Origin of the sequence: Tepidibacter formicigenes DSM 15518 (assembly GCF_900142235.1) — a bacterium.
GTDB classification, from domain to species: Bacteria; Bacillota; Clostridia; order Peptostreptococcales; family Peptostreptococcaceae; genus Tepidibacter; species Tepidibacter formicigenes.
In genome coordinates this window covers 55,200-74,186 of sequence record NZ_FRAE01000005.1, presented here as the reverse complement: position 1 = coordinate 74,186, position 18,987 = coordinate 55,200, and the positions used below count along the sequence as shown (strand labels likewise).

18 protein-coding genes and 2 pseudogenes are annotated in these 18,987 nt (G+C 28.4%); all 20 read left to right on the top strand.

What is annotated here, in order from left to right:
- Window positions 1-49: 49 nt before the first annotated feature.
- The 20 genes and pseudogenes from BUA77_RS14310 (at window position 50) to pyk (ending at window position 18,977) form a co-directional block, all read left to right on the top strand.
- Window positions 50-295 (top strand): formate/nitrite transporter family protein, encoded by a 246-nt coding sequence (locus tag BUA77_RS14310; RefSeq protein WP_072886524.1) that lies wholly within the window; start codon window positions 50-52, stop codon window positions 293-295.
- Complete coding sequence (locus tag BUA77_RS14305; RefSeq protein ID WP_072886523.1) at window positions 295-534, top strand: formate/nitrite transporter family protein; 240 nt, start codon at window positions 295-297, stop codon at window positions 532-534. Before BUA77_RS14310 ends, BUA77_RS14305 begins: the two co-directional genes overlap by 1 nt.
- A 227-nt stretch (window positions 535-761) precedes the next feature.
- A complete protein-coding gene (gene murB, locus BUA77_RS00870; RefSeq protein WP_072886522.1) occupies window positions 762-1,676 on the top strand; it encodes a UDP-N-acetylmuramate dehydrogenase in 915 nt (304 codons plus the stop codon).
- A gap of 16 nt (window positions 1,677-1,692) precedes the next feature.
- Window positions 1,693-2,421 carry a PHP domain-containing protein gene (locus BUA77_RS00865; RefSeq protein ID WP_072886521.1) on the top strand — a complete coding sequence of 243 codons (729 nt, stop codon included), beginning with the start codon at window positions 1,693-1,695 and terminating at the stop codon, window positions 2,419-2,421.
- Window positions 2,422-3,279: an RNase adapter RapZ gene (gene rapZ, locus BUA77_RS00860; RefSeq protein WP_072886520.1), complete on the top strand. Its 858-nt coding sequence runs from the start codon at window positions 2,422-2,424 to the stop codon at window positions 3,277-3,279. It begins immediately after the preceding gene.
- Between the two features lie 12 nt (window positions 3,280-3,291).
- Window positions 3,292-4,374, top strand: a complete 1,083-nt coding sequence (locus tag BUA77_RS00855; protein WP_072886519.1) for a gluconeogenesis factor YvcK family protein — start codon at window positions 3,292-3,294, stop codon at window positions 4,372-4,374.
- 131 nt (window positions 4,375-4,505) lie between these two features.
- The gene (locus BUA77_RS00850; protein ID WP_072886518.1) at window positions 4,506-4,928 is read left to right on the top strand and encodes an NUDIX hydrolase; all 423 of its coding nucleotides are present in this window, start codon (window positions 4,506-4,508) and stop codon (window positions 4,926-4,928) included.
- A 102-nt stretch (window positions 4,929-5,030) separates the two neighbouring features.
- Window positions 5,031-5,987, top strand: coding sequence for a DNA-binding protein WhiA (gene whiA, locus BUA77_RS00845; RefSeq protein WP_072886517.1), 957 nt, complete (start codon window positions 5,031-5,033; stop codon window positions 5,985-5,987).
- Window positions 5,984-6,250: an HPr family phosphocarrier protein gene (locus BUA77_RS00840; protein WP_072886516.1), complete on the top strand. Its 267-nt coding sequence runs from the start codon at window positions 5,984-5,986 to the stop codon at window positions 6,248-6,250. The genes whiA and BUA77_RS00840 overlap by 4 nt, the downstream gene beginning before the upstream one ends.
- Window positions 6,251-6,418: 168 nt before the next feature.
- Window positions 6,419-6,988: a biotin transporter BioY gene (locus tag BUA77_RS00835; protein WP_072886515.1), complete on the top strand. Its 570-nt coding sequence runs from the start codon at window positions 6,419-6,421 to the stop codon at window positions 6,986-6,988.
- 14 nt (window positions 6,989-7,002) lie between these two features.
- A complete protein-coding gene (gene bioB / locus BUA77_RS00830; protein WP_072886514.1) occupies window positions 7,003-7,980 on the top strand; it encodes a biotin synthase BioB in 978 nt (325 codons plus the stop codon).
- A gap of 12 nt (window positions 7,981-7,992) precedes the next feature.
- Entirely contained in the window at window positions 7,993-8,673 is a 681-nt protein-coding gene (gene bioD, locus BUA77_RS00825; protein WP_072886513.1) for a dethiobiotin synthase, read from the top strand.
- Between the two features lie 13 nt (window positions 8,674-8,686).
- Entirely contained in the window at window positions 8,687-10,036 is a 1,350-nt protein-coding gene (gene bioA, locus BUA77_RS00820) for an adenosylmethionine--8-amino-7-oxononanoate transaminase (RefSeq protein WP_072886512.1), read from the top strand.
- A gap of 185 nt (window positions 10,037-10,221) precedes the next feature.
- Window positions 10,222-11,415, top strand: a pseudogene (gene dnaE / locus BUA77_RS00815) (DNA polymerase III subunit alpha); the annotation flags it as partial.
- Window positions 11,416-11,488: 73 nt separating this feature from the next.
- On the top strand, window positions 11,489-12,331 hold the full coding sequence (locus BUA77_RS00810) for an LAGLIDADG family homing endonuclease (RefSeq protein ID WP_072886510.1): 843 nt from the start codon (window positions 11,489-11,491) through the stop codon (window positions 12,329-12,331).
- Window positions 12,332-12,602: 271 nt separating this feature from the next.
- Window positions 12,603-13,661 (top strand): annotated as a pseudogene (gene dnaE / locus BUA77_RS00805) (DNA polymerase III subunit alpha); the annotation flags it as partial.
- 97 nt (window positions 13,662-13,758) lie between these two features.
- A complete protein-coding gene (locus BUA77_RS00800) occupies window positions 13,759-14,607 on the top strand; it encodes a hypothetical protein (RefSeq protein WP_072886509.1) in 849 nt (282 codons plus the stop codon).
- 319 nt (window positions 14,608-14,926) lie between these two features.
- Window positions 14,927-16,063 carry a helix-hairpin-helix domain-containing protein gene (locus BUA77_RS00795; protein WP_072886508.1) on the top strand — a complete coding sequence of 379 codons (1,137 nt, stop codon included), beginning with the start codon at window positions 14,927-14,929 and terminating at the stop codon, window positions 16,061-16,063.
- Between the two features lie 160 nt (window positions 16,064-16,223).
- On the top strand, window positions 16,224-17,183 hold the full coding sequence (pfkA, locus tag BUA77_RS00790) for a 6-phosphofructokinase (protein ID WP_072886507.1): 960 nt from the start codon (window positions 16,224-16,226) through the stop codon (window positions 17,181-17,183).
- A gap of 36 nt (window positions 17,184-17,219) precedes the next feature.
- Window positions 17,220-18,977 carry a pyruvate kinase gene (gene pyk, locus BUA77_RS00785; RefSeq protein ID WP_072886506.1) on the top strand — a complete coding sequence of 586 codons (1,758 nt, stop codon included), beginning with the start codon at window positions 17,220-17,222 and terminating at the stop codon, window positions 18,975-18,977.
- Window positions 18,978-18,987: the final 10 nt, after the last annotated feature.

Below are 18,987 nucleotides of genomic sequence, written 5' to 3'. Positions count from 1 at the left end.
AGATAAAATATAAATGAAAGGGGTATAAAAATACAAGGGGGGAGAGTTTATGGAAAAAAGATATTTACTACCACCAGAAGTAGCTAAAGCTACTATAAAGTCAGGCATAGCTAAAGCTAATCTTTCGATAAGCAGGCTTATTCTTTTGGGAATTTTTGCAGGTATGTTTATAAGTTTTGGTGCTTATGGAGATATTGTTGTTATGCAGACTTTAAAAAGTATAGACGTTGGAATAATGAAATTTTTAGGAGCATTTGTATTTCCTGTAGGACTTATGCTTGTTGGTTTCCTATAATGCTATTTGTATTATCTGGTTATGAACATAGTATTGCAAATATGTTTTTTATACCTATGGGCAAATTATTAGGCTTATCAGCAACTTGGGGAGAAATATTTATTAAGAATTTAATTCCTGTAACAATAGGTAATATAGTAGGTGGAGGTATAGTAGTTCCAGTTGTATACTATATATGTTATGTAAAACCTTTTAAGAAAGAGGAAAACGATAACAAATGCGAAATTTTAACTAAATAACGTAATTCAAAAAGCAGTCTTAATAGATATTTACATACTGTATACAGTGTGATATAATTTAGATATGGTTTAAGTGGTTTTCTTTAGTTTACATCCTTTTTAATTTTATAGTTTTGAGAATATTTTTATAAGAGGTACTTTATATAATAAAGTATCTCTTTTTCTTTTGACCTTGGGGAAATTTAATTATATACTTAAAGATGTAATATTTTTTTGGAGGGATGTATATGAATAAAGATTATGTTTACCATAAGCTATGTGAAATTTTAGACAAAAAAGATATATTAATAGATGAACTTATGAAAAATCATACATCTTTTAAAATAGGAGGACCAGCAGATTTTTTAGTTACTCCTAGAAATGAAGATGAAATAAAAAAATTAATAATCCTTGTAAATAAAGAAAATATTCCTTATTTTTTAATGGGAAATGGATCTAATCTATTAGTTAAAGATGGTGGAATAAGGGGAGTTGTAATTAAAATAGCAGAAAACTATAGTGATTTTGAAATAAAAGATAATATTATAAAAGCTCAATCTGGAATATTACTATCAAAACTTGCTAAAAATATTTTAAAGAATTCACTTTCAGGATTTGAATTTGCAAGTGGAATTCCTGGCACATTAGGTGGAGCTATTGCAATGAATGCAGGAGCTTATGGTGGAGAAATGAAAGATGTTGTTGAGTCTGTTAGATTATTAGATATGGATGGAAATATAGTTGAACTTAGCAATGAAGAAATGGAATTTGGATACAGAAAAAGCTTGATAACTGAAAAAAATTATATAGTATTAGAAGCTAAAGTAGCTCTTAAAGTGGGTAAATACGAAGATATAAAAGCTATATACGATGATTTAAATTTAAAAAGAACTACTAAACAACCACTCAATATGCCTAGTGCAGGAAGTACATTTAAAAGACCACAAGGTTACTATGCTGGTAAATTAATAGAAGATAGTGGACTTAGAGGTCTTACACTAAAAGGAGCTCAAGTATCTACAAAGCACTGTGGGTTTGTGGTAAATACAGGAAATGCAAGTGCTAGTGATATATTAGAACTTCTTGATATTATTAAAAAGACAGTCTACGATAAATTTAATGTAGTATTAGAGGAAGAAGTTAAAATTATCGGAGAAGATTAAAAAAGGGGAACTTGATATGAATATAACTGCAGATTATCATACTCATACTATTTACAGCCATGGGAAAGGGACTATAGAAGATAATGTAAAATCTGCTATTTCTAAGGGACTTAAAACTATAGGAATTTCTGACCATGGATATAAGCATATGGGTTTTGGAATTAAATATAAAGATATTCCTAAAATGAGAGAAGAAATAGATATGTTAAGAGAAAAATATCCAAATATAAATATATTGATGGGAATAGAAGCAAATATTTTAGATGATAAGGGAAATATAGATGTTGATGATAAAGTAAGAAAGTATTTTGATTATGTTATGGCAGGATATCATTTTGGATCAACTCCTACTAAATTAATAAAAGGAACTCTGAATCATATTATAAATTTCTTAGGACCATTAAAAAAAAATGCTATAGAATATAATACAAATGCAGTAGTGAACACAATGAAAAAAAATGATATATTTATAATAACACATCCTGGAGCAAAAGCTATGATAGATTTAATTGAGGTCGCAAAAGTTGCTAAAGAAACAGATACAGCACTTGAGATAAATTCTAAACACGGACATTTGACAATAGAAGAATTAAAATTAATAAAAGATAGTGGTGTAAAATTTGCAATAGGATCTGATGCACATGAAGCAGAGGATGTAGGTAATTTTATAGATGGAATTTATAGAGCAAAAAAAGCAGGAATTGATATGAAAAGTATTATAAATATAGATGGGGAGATGAAGTGATTGAGGTTTGTAGTAGTAACAGGTCTATCTGGTGCAGGAAAAAGTGAAGCTATGAAGTCTTTAGAGGATATAGGATTTTACTGTGTAGATAACTTACCACCTACTCTTATATCAAAGTTTGCAGAGCTTTGCTATCAATCTAAAGGTTCTATTGAAAAAATAGCTCTGGGAATAGATATAAGGGGAAGAGGATTTTTTAAAGATTTAAATGATAGTTTAGAAACGTTAAAGCAATTTGGATATGAATATGAAATATTATTTTTAGATTGTAGTGACAATGTTTTAGTAAAAAGATATAAAATGACTAGAAGAAATCATCCATTATCTTCTAATACAGATATAGTTGAAGGAATAAAAAAAGAAAGAGAAATTTTAAATGAACTAAAACAAAAGGCCGATAATATAATAAATACTAGCAATATGAAACCTAGAGATTTACAAGAAGAAATAAATAGGATATATCTTAAAGGAGACACAAAAGGAAATCTTATAATATCAGTAACATCATTTGGGTTTAAACATGGAATTCCCCTTGATGCAGATTTAGTATTTGATGTTAGATTTTTACCTAATCCTTACTATATAGAAGAATTAAGAGAAAAAACAGGAGAAGAAGAGATAATCAGAACATATGTAATGAATTCTCCTATAAGTGTAAAGTTTTTTGAAAAATTATCAGATATGATAGACTTTTTAATACCTCAATATTTAGAAGAGGGAAAAAATCACTTGGTTATTGCTATTGGATGTACTGGTGGAAGACATAGGTCTGTGACTATAGCGAATTTACTTTATGACTATCTTAAAGAAAAGAACTATAGAGTGCTAAAAAAGCACAGGGATTATACATTAAGGTAGTTGGAGGATAAAATGAATAATTTTGGTTTTTATATGGGGATGATAGGAAGTATTAGCTTAGGAATTTCAGTTTACTTAAATTATAAAACTTTAAAAAATAAAAAAGTAATAGATAAATGCAAAAAAGGACCTAAAATAGTTGTAATAGGCGGGGGGACAGGTCAATCAATTTTTTTAAGAGGCTTAAAAAAATTTACAGATAATATTACTGCTGTTGTTACTGTTGCAGATGATGGAGGAGGATCTGGCGTTTTAAGAGAAGATCTTGGAATGCTTCCTCCTGGAGATATAAGAAACTGTATATTGGCTCTTGCTGATATGGAGCCTACCATGGAAAAAATAATGCAGTATAGATTTACAGAAGGCCAGTTAAAAGGTCAGAGCTTTGGAAATTTGTTTTTAGCTGCTATGAATGGTGTTTATGGCAATTTTGAAATAGCTGTTTCTAAAATATCGGAGATATTTGCTGTTACAGGAAAAGTTTTTCCAGTAACAACAGAAGATATAAAGCTTGTAGCAAAGCTTAAAAATGGAAATATAGTTAGAGGAGAATCATTAATACCGAAAGAAGTAAAAAATCAAAATAGTAAAATAGATAAAGTTTTTTTAGAACCTAAAAAACCAAAACCACTAAGAGAAGTCTTAAGCGCTATTGAAGATGCAGACTTAGTAGTTATAGGGCCAGGTAGTTTATACACAAGTATTATACCTAATTTAATGGTAGATGGTATAATTGATTCTATACTAAAAACAAAAGCTCTAAAGGTTTATATATCAAATATAATGACACAACCAGGAGAAACGGATGGATATAATGTATATGATCATGTAAACTCAATAATAAGTCATACAAAGAATGGAATAATAGATTTGGTTATAGCTAATAATGAAAAAATTTCAAAAGATGACTTAAAAAAATATGAACAAGATGGTGCAGTTCAAGTTTTAATAGATAAAAAGCAAACAAATAAACTCAATGAGATTGATATATCTGTTATGCAAACTAGTCTTGTTGAAGTTAAGAAAAAATATATAAGACATAACTCGGAAAAGCTAGGAAAGATAATAGCCGAATTGGCACTAAAAAAAAGATAAATTCTATAATAATAGAAAAGACTTCTATGCACTACATTATTCAAATTGTTTATAATAGTATAAAAAGAAGGATTTGAAGATTTTATGTAGAAGTTTTTATTATTATGCTTTTTTAAGGAGTGAAACTATAAATGAGAGAAGAAATTAGTGCTGGTGGCGTGGTATTATTTGGAAATACAATACTTCTCTTAAGAAAGTATAATGGAGATTGGGTACTTCCAAAAGGAAAAGTCGAGGAAGGCGAAGAAAAGGATGAAGCTGCATTAAGAGAGGTATTAGAAGAAGCTGGAGTAAAAGGTGATATATTAAAATATCTAGGAGAAATTCATTATACTTTTAAAGAAAATTGGGATGAAAGCAAAACAGTTCATAAAACTGTGTTTTGGTATCTCATGAAATCAAAATCTATGAATACTATTCCTCAAAAAGAAGAAGGTTTTATAGATGCTAAATTTATTCATATTAATAGAGTTGTAGATTTAGCAAGATATGATGATGAAAAGGAAATAATAAAAGTAGCATTGCAAGAAATAAAAAAGTTATCACTAGTTTAAAACTTTAATAATTAAATTAACCTATTATATTAATTCTTAAGAATTAATATAATAGGTTAACTTAAAAATTGTTTGGATATAATATTTATATAGGTGAGATTTATGTCGTTTTCAACTATAACAAAAAATGAATTATCTAGAATTATTTCAACTAAAAGGTGCTGTAATACAGCAGAGCTTGCAGCAATAATAAGAATGAGTGGAACTATTCAATTAATGGGATTTGAAAAATTAAATCTTAAGATTTCAACAGAGAATCCTGCTATAGCTAGAAAAATATTCAAGCTTCTAAAATTATGCTTCAATATACATACAGAAATAATGGTTAAAAAGAATACAAATTTGAAAAAAAATAATAATTACATACTTTTAGTTACCAATGATATGGGAGCAAGAGATGTTTTAAGAGAAGTAGGGATATTGGATGATAGTAAAAAATTTCTCATAAATAATGAGATACCTGACTATATATTTAAAGAGGATAATTGTAAAAAAGCATATATAAGAGGTGCTTTTTTAGGTGGAGGTTCTATAAGTGATCCAGAAAAAACTTATCATCTAGAATTTGTAACTAACAATGAAGAATTCAGTGTAAGTCTTAAGAACCTTATAAATTCTTTAGAATTCAACTCTAAAATAGTAGTTAGAAAAAAAAATTATGTTGTATACTTAAAAGAAAGTGAGCAGATATCTGATTTATTAAATATAATGGGAGCTCATAAAGCGTTACTAGATTTGGAAAATGTAAAAATAGTAAAAGAAATGAGAAATAATGTAAATAGAATTGTCAACTGTGAAACTGCAAATCTAAGTAAAACAGTAAATGCAGCTATAAGGCAAATTCAAAATATAGAATATATAAAAAATACAATAGGAATTGATGCTCTTCCAAATAATTTAAAAGAGGTTGCTTATCTTAGAACTGAATATGAAGATTTAAGCTTAAAGGAATTAGGAGAAATGCTAAATCCTCCTATTGGAAAATCAGGTGTTAATCATAGATTAAGAAAAATTGAAAAAATAGCAGAAGAATTAAAAAGAAAGGGTAGAAAGGTATGATAAGAAAAGAGTTTAAAATATTAAATCCTATAGGTCTTCATGCAAGGCCGGCAGCTTTATTTGTTCAAACTGCTAACAAATTCACATCGGAAATCTTTGTTGAGCAGAATCAAAATAAGGTTAACGGAAAATCTATAATGGGAATTATGGCATTAGGTATATCAAAAGGTGAAGAAATAACTATAATTATAGATGGGCCTGATGAAAAAGAAGCAATGAAGGCCATGGAAGAACTTTTAACTAAAAAGTTACTAGAAATATAATAACAATAAAAAAAGAATGCTTAGTTTTGAGCATTCTTTTTTTATTGTTTAAATACAAAAAAGATAATTAAAAATTATTTGTAAACTAAAAATAAAAATAGGTTGACAAATAAAATAATATGCTATACAATCTTCCTAGAAAAATTTACTAAAGAAAGGGGATTAATTATGAAAATAAAAACTCGTGATATGATTTTAATTTCTATATTTGCAGCACTTACAGCAATTGGAGCTTTTATAAAAATACCAACTCCAATAGTTCCTTTTACGCTACAATTTTTATTCTGTGCTTATTCTGGAATTTTTCTTGGGGGAAAGTATGGAATGTATTCACAGCTTTTATATGTAGGAATAGGTTTAATAGGTATACCTGTTTTTGCGAATGGGGGAGGAATAACTTACATATTTCAACCTACATTTGGATATTTAATAGGATTTATAGTATGTTCTTATGTAGTTGGAAAATTAACTGAGAATTTAGATAAAGTAAGCTTTACAAAGATATTCGCTCCTGTATTGATAGGGTTATTCTTTGTCTATTTATTTGGAGTTTCATATCTATATATGATAATAAATTTATATATGAAAAAAGAAATGTCAATAAGAAGTGCTATTGCAGCTGGGTTCACTCCTTATATAACATCAGATTTAATTTTAAGCGTATTAGTTTCTGTTACATCTTTATATGTAATACCTGCTATTAGAAAAGCAGGATTTAAGAAAGAGCTTGTTAAATAAAGGAGATGAATAAAATGAAGCTTTTTATAGAAACAATTAAGAATAAAGTTCTAAATGGAGAAGATTTAAATTATGAAGAAGCAATTAAAATAGCAAATATAGATGAAAATGATATTGAAAGTATTGAAGCTTTACTTAATGGAGGAAATGAAATAAGAAAAGAGTTTGTAGGTAATAAAGTTGATTTATGTACAATAATAAATGCTAAATCTGGAAGATGCAGTGAAGATTGTAAATACTGTTCTCAATCTGCTCATTATAATACAGGTGTTAAAGAATATCCTCTTTTAAGTTATGATGAGGTTTTAAAAAGAGCTTTAGATATGGAGAAAAAAGGAGTACATAGATTTTCTTTAGTTACTAGTGGAAGAGGGATTGAAGGAGATGACTTTGAAAAAATATTAGATATTTATAGAAAATTAAGCAAAGACACAAACTTAAACTTATGTGCATCCCATGGCATTATAACTTATGATCAAGCCCTAAAATTAAAAGAAGCTGGAGTAAGTATGTATCATCATAATTTAGAAACTAGTAGTAATAATTATGAAAATATATGTACAACACATACTTATCGAGATAGAGTAAACACAATAAAAAATTGTATAAAAGCTGGACTTGATATTTGCTGTGGAGGAATAATAGGAATGAATGAAGGTATGGAAGATCGAGTAAAAATGGCATTTGAGATAAAAAATTTAAATATAAAATCTATACCAATAAATATCTTAAATCCCATAAAAGGAACTCCATTTGAAAATATAAAAGCTTTATCTCCTATTGAAATATTAAAAACAATGGCTATTTATAGATATATAATTCCTGATTCATATATAAGATATGCTGGAGGAAGAATAGCTCTTAAAGATAAGCAGAATATAGGATTTAGATCAGGAGTTAATTCAGCACTTGTTGGAGACTATCTAACTACTATTGGAAGTGATATAGAAAAGGATAAAGAGATGATAATATGCGAAGGGTTAGAGATATAAGGAAGTGGTATTTTGGGAAAAGGAGTATTTATAATAGGAACTGATACTGATGTTGGAAAAACTTTTGTAAGCGCTGGTATTACTTATATGCTTAGAAAAAATGAATATAAAGCATGTTATTTTAAACCAATTCAAAGTGGAGGAATAATTCCTATTGATGTAAAGTTTGTAAAAGATGTATGCCATATAGAGGAACGTTATGACTTTATGAACTCATATTGTTTTGAAGAGGGAGTTTCACCTCATCTTGCATCTAAAATAGAAAATATAACTATTAAAAAAGAAAAAATATTAGATACATATAAAGAACTAATAAAAAAATATGATTATGTTGTAGTTGAAGGGGCTGGAGGAATAATTGTTCCTTTAATAGGAAATGAGTATTATATTTATAATCTTGTAAAAGACTTAAAACTACCTTGTGTTATTGTAGCAAGAGCAGGGGTTGGAACTATAAATCATACTATTCTAACATATGAATTTGCAAAAAGTAAAGGGATATATGTAAAAGGAATAATAATAAATGAATATAGTGGTAAGTTTTATGAAGAGGATAACATTAACATTATAAAAAATATAACAAAACTTAAAGTGATTTCAAAAATAAGTAAACTAGAAAATTTAGATAAAAATACAATAAAAAATGAGTATGAAAAAAATATAAATATAGATAATATTTTAGAGTTGTTTTAAAGGAGAGAATAAAATGAATAAACTTCAAGAAAAAGATTTAAAATATATATGGCATCCCTGTTCTCAAATGAAGGATTATGAGACTTTTCCTCCTATAATTATAAAAAAGGGAGAGGGAGTTTTCCTTTATGATACAGATGAAAATAGATATTTAGATGCAGTGTCTTCTTGGTGGGTAAATTTATTTGGACATTCTAATGAAAGAATAAATAAAGCATTATATAATCAATCACAGAAATTAGAACATGTTATATTTGCTAATTTTTCACACGAAAAAGCTATTGAACTTGCAGAAAATATTGTAAATATAACTCCTGATAGACTTAAAAAGGTATTTTTTTCTGATAATGGATCATCTTCCATTGAAGTAGCTTTAAAGCTTAGTTTCCAATACCATCAGCAAACAGGAAAAACTAAAAAGAAAAAGTTTTTAGCAATAAAAGATGCATATCATGGAGAGACTATTGGAGCTTTATCTGTAGGAAATATAGATTTTTATAATAAAATATATAAGCCTATACTTTTAGATACTATAAAAGTAGATGGACCTGATTGTTATAGATGTAAGTATAATAAAGATAGAAAAAACTGTAGTGCACAATGCTTTGAAGACATACAGAGAGTTGTTATAGGAAAACATGAAGAAATAAGTGGTATAATAATTGAACCTATAGTTCAATGTGCTTCTGGAATGAAAATTTACTCCCCTAGTTATCTTAAAAAGCTTAGAAAGCTTTGTGATGAATATGATATTAATTTGATTGCTGATGAAATTGCTGTAGGCTTTGGAAGAACAGGGAAAATGTTTGCTTGTGAGCATGCTCATATTTCTCCAGATATAATGTGTCTATCTAAAGGGCTTACAGCAGGTTATTTACCTCTTTCTTTAACACTTATGAGTGATAAAATTTATGATGCCTTCTATGATGATTATAATAAAATGAAAGCATTTTTACACAGCCACAGCTACAGTGGAAATGCTCTTGGATGTAGTGTTGCTTGTGAAACTTTAAAAATATTTAAAGAAGAAAATATATTAGAAAATAATATATATAAATCAAATAAATTGAAAGAAAAAATAGAAGGTATATTACCATATATTCCTCATTTAGGAGAGTACAGACAAATTGGAATGATTGGTGCAATAGAGCTTGTAAAAAATAAAGAAACAAAAGAAGAATTTGACTTTAGAAAAAGAGTGGGATATAACATATATAAAATAGCACTTAGAAAAGGAGTACTTTTAAGGCCTCTAGGAAATATTATATATTTTATGCCTCCATATGTAATAAATGAAGAAGAAATGGATTTAATGGTAAATACTGCAAGGGATTCTATTATAGAATACTTTAAAAATAATTAATAGAGAATATATAGTGAAGTCTCGTATTAAAAAAGTACGGGATTTTTTTTTCGTGTCTTTAAATATTTAAGATTATATGATAATTATACATTGTCAATTAATGGACAATATCCACAAGGTATATATATTCATGATAAAATAAAGAAGTATTTATTATTAAATTTTTATAGGGAGGTGAAGGTAAAATGATTGAAGATTTTATTCATCTTCATGTTCATACTGAGTATAGTTTACTCGATGGTTTTTCGCGGATAGATAAACTAATAAAAAGGGTCAAAGAGCTTAATATGCAAGCTGTTGCTATAACAGACCATGGCTGTATGTTTGGAGTTATCGACTTTTATAAAAAAGCAAAAAAAGAAGGAATAAAACCAATTATAGGATGTGAAGTATATACAGCATCACGTTCCTTAAGAGATAAAGATCCTAAACTTGATAAATACCAAGGACATTTAGTACTTCTTGCAAAAGATATGACAGGATATAAGAACTTAATAAAACTAGTATCAACTGGATATGTAGAAGGATTTTACTATAAGCCTAGAGTTGACTTTGAGGAACTTCAAAAGCATAGTGAAGGAATTATTGCTCTTTCAGCTTGTCTTGGAGGAGATGTTCAGCAAAGCTTATTAAATAGAAACTATGAAAAAGCAAAGAGAATAGCACTTAAATTAAATAAAATATTTGGACAAGACAATTTTTACCTAGAGCTTCAAGATCATGGTTTAAAAGAACAAAGGGAAGTTAATTTAAGTCTTATTAAACTATCAGAAGAAACAGGAATACCTCTTGTTGCTACTAATGATGTTCATTATGTAAATAAAGAGGATTCAAAAACACATGATATACTTCTTTGTATTCAAACAGGAAAAATACTTCAAGATGAACATAGAATGAAATTTGAAACTGATGAGTTTTATTTAAAATCAAAAGAGGAGATGTATGATTTATTCTCATATACACAAAGTGCTTTGGAAAATACAGTAAAAATAGCTCAAAGATGTAATGTAGAATTTGATTTTAATCAAATACATCTTCCAAAATATGAAGTTCCAAATGGTTTTACACCAAGTAGTTATTTAAGAAAACTTTGTATGGATGGATTAAAAGAAAGGTTTGAAAATCCATCAGATGAAATAATAAAAAGGCTTAATTATGAGTTAGATGTTATAGAAAATATGGGATATGTTGAGTATTTCTTAATTGTTTGGGATTTTATAAATTTTGCTAAAGAAAACAATATAATGGTAGGACCTGGAAGAGGTAGTGCAGCAGGCTCTATAGTTGCATATTCGCTTAAAATAACAGATATAGATCCTATTAAATACGGTCTTATTTTTGAAAGATTTTTAAACCCAGAAAGGGTATCTATGCCAGATTGTAAATATATTGCATAATTTTTTTGAAAAAAATTACACAAAATAATAGTGTCTTTAATAAGGAGAATATATTATGCCGAGAAAATCTAAATTTACACACGAACAACAGAGATATATGGTTGAAATGTATAAATCAGGATTAAGTACAGTACAAATATCTAAACATTTTAAATGTACAGCCTCTGGAATAGCTTATTTAATAAAGAAACATTTAGGAGAATTAAGAACTAATAAAGAAAATAGTAGATTTTATAATTACAATAAGGATTATTTTAAAGAAATTAATAATTCAGAGAAAGCATATTGGTTAGGTTTTATATATGCAGATGGATATGTAAAAAGAAATGGAAAAAGTAAAATGTTTGGTATTGCATTATCTATTGATGATAAAGAACATTTAGAAAAATTTAAAAAATCTATAGAAGCAACATATCCAATAAAAGTATATAACCCAATTGAAAATAGTTATAGTAAGAAGCAATATTGTAGAATTCAAATATTTGGAGAGGAAATTTTTAATAATCTTGTTAAACATGGAGTAATTGAAAATAAAACATTGAGATTAGAGCCACCTAATATAAAAAAAGATTTAGTTCCTCATTTTATTAGAGGATATATGGATGGAGATGGAACAATTACTTATAATTCAAGTAATAAAAAAGAGTTTCGTGTAAAAATAGTTGGTGTAAAAAACATGTTAAATTTTATTAAAAAATTTATAGAAGAAAATAATATTGCTACAATTAATAAGTTTTATCAAAGAAGAAAAACAGACAAAGTTTATAGTATAGAGTTAGGTGGAAATAATCAAGTTAAAAAATTTTTAGATTTAATTTATAAAGATTCAACCATATATCTTGATAGAAAATATAATAGATATAAAGAATTATGCAATATAATACACAGTCGTCTATAATGGAAACATTATAGTTAAAGTGCCTTGAATTGCTGGGAAGTCCTTAGAGTCAACCAAGCTACAACGTAAGGATGAAACAAGCCTAGGCGTGAATGCTTAAAAATTGGTTGAATTGGATAATCAGCAGCTAAGCTCCGAATAGGAGAAAGTTCAACGACCAGTCCAAAGGGACGTAGGGCTCATAAAGAGTTCGAAGCGGGGCATCCCCTAACAGGTTATGCTGAGGGGAAAGATATGGTCTACTCCCTCTTGAAAGAGAAGGGTATAAAGGATTGATATTGATTTCTGTTATGAGAGAAGAGAAGAAGTAATAGATTATGTAAAACGAAAATATGGAGAAGATCATGTAGCTCAAATTATAACATTTGGAACAATGGGTGCAAAAGCTGCAATAAGAGATGTTGGAAGAGTACTTGATGTTAGCTATGCTGAGGTAGATAAAATAGCAAAGGAAATTCCATTTGCCCTAGGAATGACAATAGACAAAGCTCTTGAAATTAATAAAAATTTAAAGAAAATGTATGATGAAGATGAAGTTGTAAAGGAAGTTATAGATTTATCAAGAGCTCTTGAAGGTATGCCAAGACATGCATCAACTCATGCAGCAGGTGTTGTTATATCTAAAGAGTCAGTAGACAAATATGTGCCTCTTTATATGCATGAAAATGGAGTTACAACTCAATTTACAATGACTACTTTAGAAGAGTTAGGTCTTTTAAAAATGGACTTTTTAGGGCTTAGAACATTAACGGTAATAAGAGATGCACTTGATCTTATATATAAAAAACACGGAATAAAGATAGATTTTTCTAAAATGGATTATGATGATTCAAAAGTATATGAACTTTTAAGTTCAGGAAATACACTTGGAATATTTCAATTAGAAAGTGCTGGAATGAGACAGTTTATGAAAGAATTAAAGCCAGATAATTTTGAAGATATAGTAGCTGGAATATCACTATATAGACCAGGACCTATGGATTCAATTCCTATGTATATTAAAAATAAAAATAATCCTCAAGATGTAAAATATATTCATGAAAAGCTTGAACCTATACTTAATGTGACTTATGGCTGTTTGGTTTACCAAGAACAGGTTATGCAGACTGTTAGAGATCTTGCAGGATATTCTTATGGAAGAAGTGACCTTGTTAGACGTGCCATGGGTAAGAAAAAAATGGATGTAATGGAGCAGGAAAGACAGTATTTTATATATGGGAAATTAGATGAAAATGGAAATATAGAAATTCCAGGCTGTGTGAGAAATGGAGTACCAGAAGATGCAGCTAATAAAATATATGATGATATGATAGACTTTGCAAAGTATGCGTTAACAATGCACTAGTGACATTTATTAAATAATACGAATAAAAAACATTCAATAAGATACACTATAGATAATAATGAATAGAAGGAAGTGTATCTATATGAAACCGTATAATAATCTTACAGAGGTAGATAAGAATAATATAATAATTATGTTTAATAAAGGCTTTGAATTTAAAGACATTATTGAAGCACTTCAAGTATCAAAGCGATCTGTTGCTAGAGTACTTAAAGAAGCTGAGATAAATACAAAAAGGAGAAACAGATATACTCTAAACGAATTTTATTTTAAAGAAATAGATAGCCAAGAGAAGTCTTATATATTGGGATTATTATATGCTGATGGCTTTGTAGGAAATGAAAAATTTAACAATATAGTTATATCCCTTATAGAACAAGATAAATGCCTACTTGAAAGAATAGCTAGTGAAATTGAATTTACAGGAAAATTAAGATATGAGAAAAAAGGTGGAAATTATAAAAATAGCAAGCCAAAAATTGTACTTAATTTTTCGTCCAAAAGAATGGCTTTAGATTTAAGAAATCTAGGTATTTATCCAGGGAAATCAGCTGAGTTACAAAAAATCCCATGTATAAATAAAAAATTTATAAGACATTTTATTCGTGGTTATTTTGATGGAGATGGTTCTATTTCCCTTGGATTATCTACTTCATATCATAAAATGAAAGATGGAAGTATAAAGATATATAGATACAGTTCTCCGCGTTTTTCTATTATAGGCACAGTAGCTTTTCTAAAGGATATGGAAAGGTATATTCCCGGAAAGTTTTCATATACAAATTCAAGGACAGAGTATATGAAATATTTAGAATGTAGTGCTAGGAGAGATATGGTTAATATATTTGAATATCTATATAATGATGCAAATATCTACCTTGAAAGAAAATTTAATAAATGGCAAGAAGTGTTAAGCGCCATTAACAAGTAATTGTTAATGCAAATCGGGTGAATTCAGGAAAAGCCTGAGATGGTGATCCTGAGCCAAGCCTACTGAAGGGCATAAAAGTAAGTAGGAAGGTGCAACGACTAGATTGGTGACCAGCTTTAGGAATAAACTAATCCACGAGCGCCCGACTACCTAAGAAAATTAGGTAGATGATATAGTCTGAACTATAGAGAATAAGAATCTATAGAAAATAGGATAAAGAGCCTATTGATAACATATTGTTAACAAATCTCATGCTGCAGCTTATGGAGTTTTAGGATATCAAACAGCCTATTTAAAAGCTCACTATCCAGTAGAGTTTATGGCAGCTTTAATTACTAGTGTAATGGGAAATACTGATAAGGTGGTTGAATATATAAGAGAGTGTAATAGTCTTGGAATTGATGTTTTAAAGCCGGATATAAATAAGAGTTTTGGAAAATTTTCAGTAGAAGGAAATAATATAAGGTTCGGACTTGAAGCTGTTAAAAATGTAGGATCAAAGGTTATAAAAGATATAGTACTTGAGAGAGAAAAAAATGGTGAATTTAAAGATTTTATTCAGTTTTGTAAAAGAATTCAGTCTAAAGATTTAAATAAAAGAGTTATAGAATCTCTTATAAAATGCGGTGCATTTGATAGCATAAATTCTAATAGAGCACAGCTTATGGCTGGGTTTGAAAAAATACTTGAAAGTATAACAAGTGATAGAAAGAAAAATTTAGCTGGGCAAGTATCTTTATTTGAAATGTCAAATAAAGAGGAAGAAAATATTTATGTTTTACCCAGAGTATCGGAATTTAGAGAAAAAGAAAAGCTTTCATTAGAAAAGGAAGTTTTAGGAATGTATATAAGTGGTCATCCATTGTCACAATATGAAAGAGAGCTTAAATTGAATAGTAATATAAATAACAATATATTGTCACAAGCTAAAGAAAGTTATGAAGAGTTTTTAAAACTTGATAATAAAGATATAATAATTGGAGGAATAATAATTAACAAGACTATAAAAACTACAAAAAGAAATGATATAATGGCTTTTATAGAGCTTGAAGATTTATATGGTAGTATTGAAGTTATAGTATTTCCTAGAATTTTGCAAAAATATTCTCATTTAATAAAAGAAGATAATATTGTATATGTAAAAGGAAGATTTAGTATAAAAGAAGATGAAAATGCAAAAATTATAGCTAATGAATTTGAGGAAATTATAAAGATTGAAGATAAGGAATTATGGATAAAAATAAAAGATATATCCGACAGACATATGTTAAGTGAAATAAAAAATATTTTAAACAAATACAAAGGAAATTCATTAGTTTATATATATTGTGAAAAAAATAAAAAAGCATTCAAAGGTGAAAAAAGCTGGATGGTACAAATAAATGAGGATTTATTGAATGAATTAGAATGCTTTTTAGGAAAACAAAATGTTAAAATTAAAAATTGTCAAAATTAAAAATATGAGTTTAAAAAATATTTAAAATTATGTTATAATATATTTTATTGATATAATTTAGTTGAAAAAAGTAGTTTATTATATATTTTTTTATATATACTGGGATAAAAAACAACATATAGGGACAACAAATGTCCCTGAATAAATAGGAGGTACATTTATGAAGACAATAGCTGTTTTAACTAGTGGTGGAGATGCTCCAGGAATGAATGCTGCAGTGAGAGCAGTAGTAAGATCGGGTATATATAATGGTTGTAAGGTTTTTGGAGTAAATAGAGGTTATAGAGGATTAATTGATGGAGATTTGTTTGAAATGGACTTATCTTCTGTTGGAGATATAATACATAGAGGTGGAACAATACTTAAATCTGCTAGATGTTTAGAATTTAAAACAGAAGAAGGAAGAGCAAAAGCTTTAAATGTACTTAAAGTATTTGGTATAGATGGGCTTGTTGTAATAGGAGGAGATGGTTCTTTTCAAGGAGCTCAAAAAGTTAGTGAAATGGGATTCCCTGCCATAGGTATTCCAGGGACTATAGATAATGATTTGGCTTATACAGATTATACAATAGGATTTGACACAACGCTTAATACAGTAATAGATGCAATAAGTAAAATAAGAGATACCTCATCTTCACATGAAAGAGTAAGCATAATAGAAGTTATGGGAAGACACTGTGGAGATATAGCTTTATACTCAGGACTTGCAGGTGGTGCTGAGGTTATAATAATTCCAGAAGCTGAGTATAATGAAGATGAAATATGCAAAAAATTAATTCAAAGTAAAAATAGAGGTAAAAAACATAGTATTATTATGCTTGCAGAAGGAGTTGGAGGAGCTCAAGAATTATCAGAAAAAATAAAAGAAAAAACTGGAATTGAATCTAGGGCTACAATTCTTGGACATATACAAAGAGGAGGAAGTCCGAGTGCGTTTGATAGAATAATAGCAAGTCAAATGGGAGCTAAAGCTGTAGAGCTTTTACTTGAAGGAAAATCTTCAAGAGTTGTAGGAATAAAAAATAATGAAATAATAGATATGGATATACATGAAGCTTTAGCAATAGAAAGAAAATTAAACACTGACATTTATAAATTAGTTGATGTACTATCTATATAAATATTTAAGCTATAAAAATTTTAAGGAGGATGTATTATGTTAGGAAAAAAGACTAAAATTGTTTGTACAATAGGACCTGCAAGTGAGAAAAAAGAAGTTTTAAGAGAACTTATAAATAGTGGACTTAATGTATGTAGACTTAACTTTTCACATGGTGATTATGAAGAACATGGTTTAAGAATCAAAACTATAAAAGAATTAAGAGAAGAAATGAACAAACCAGTAGCAATACTTTTAGATACAAAAGGCCCAGAAATAAGAACAGGAAAATTTGCAGATCCTGAAGTTTTATTAGAAGAAGGACAAAAATTTACTATTACAATGAAAGATGTTCTTGGAACTAAAGAAATGTGTACAGTAAGCTATAAAGAACTTATAAATGATGTAAAAGTAGGAGACACAATATTAATAGATGATGGACTTGTTGGACTTAAAGTAAATGAAATAAAGGATCAAGATATAGTTTGTACAGTTGAAAATGCAGGAATAGTTAAAAATAATAAAGGTGTAAATGTTCCTGGTGTAAAAATAAATCTTCCAGCTATTACTGAAAAAGATAGAAAAGATATAGAATTTGGGATAGAGCAGGGAATAGATTTTATAGCAGCATCTTTCGTTAGAAAAGCTGCTGATGTTCTTGCTATAAGAGAAATACTTGAAGCAAATAATGCAACTGATATTCAAATAATATCTAAGATTGAAAACCAAGAAGGTGTTGATAATATAGATGAGATACTTGAGGTTTCTGATGGTCTTATGGTAGCTAGAGGAGATTTAGGAGTTGAAATACCAACACAAGAAATACCTATAGCTCAAAAAATGATGATTAAAAAATGTAATAAATTAGGAAAACCAGTTATAACTGCAACTCAAATGCTTGATTCTATGATTAGAAATCCAAGACCTACTAGAGCAGAAGTTACAGACGTTGCTAATGCAATTTATGATGGAACAGATGCAATAATGCTTTCTGGAGAAACAGCTGCAGGAAAATATCCAGTTGAAGCTGTTAAAACAATGGCATCAATAGCAAAAAGAACAGAAGATTCGTTAGAATATAATGAAATATTAAAATCTAAGAGATTAAATGAAGTTAATGTTACAAATGCTATAAGTCATGCTACATGCACAACTGCAATTGACTTAAATGCTTCAGCAATAGTTACATCTACATCTTCTGGACATACTGCTAGAATGGTATCTAGATTTAGACCAGAAGCTCCAATAATAGCAGCTACACATTGTGAAAAAGTAATGAGAAGGCTTGCGCTTAGCTGGGGAGTATATCCAGTGTTAACTATAGCAGGAGAATCAACTGATGAAGTTATAGATAATGCTATAAAGGCATCAATTGAAGCTGGGTATATAAAAGTTGGAGAATTGGTTGTAGTAACAGCTGGAGTTCCAGTAGGAGTAGCAGGAACAACTAACTTAATCAAGGTTCATGTGGTTAGTGAAATATTAACTAAAGGTATAGGTGTTGGAAAAAAATCAGCTACAGGAAAAGTTTGTGTTGTAAGAACAGCTAGTGAATTAGAAGGCAAATTTAATGAAGGAGATATCATAGTTACTGTATTAACTGATACAGATATGAATGAATATATTGAAAGAGCAGGAGCTGTAATTACAGAAGAAGGTGGAATTACAAGCCATGCTGCTATAGTTGGATTAAACTTAGAAAAACCAGTAATAGTTTCAACTAAAGATGCTACAAAAGTATTAAAAGATGGAGATGTAGTCACAGTAGATACAGTAAGTGGAATAGTATATAAAGGAAATACAAGAATATTATAATAAAAAGGAG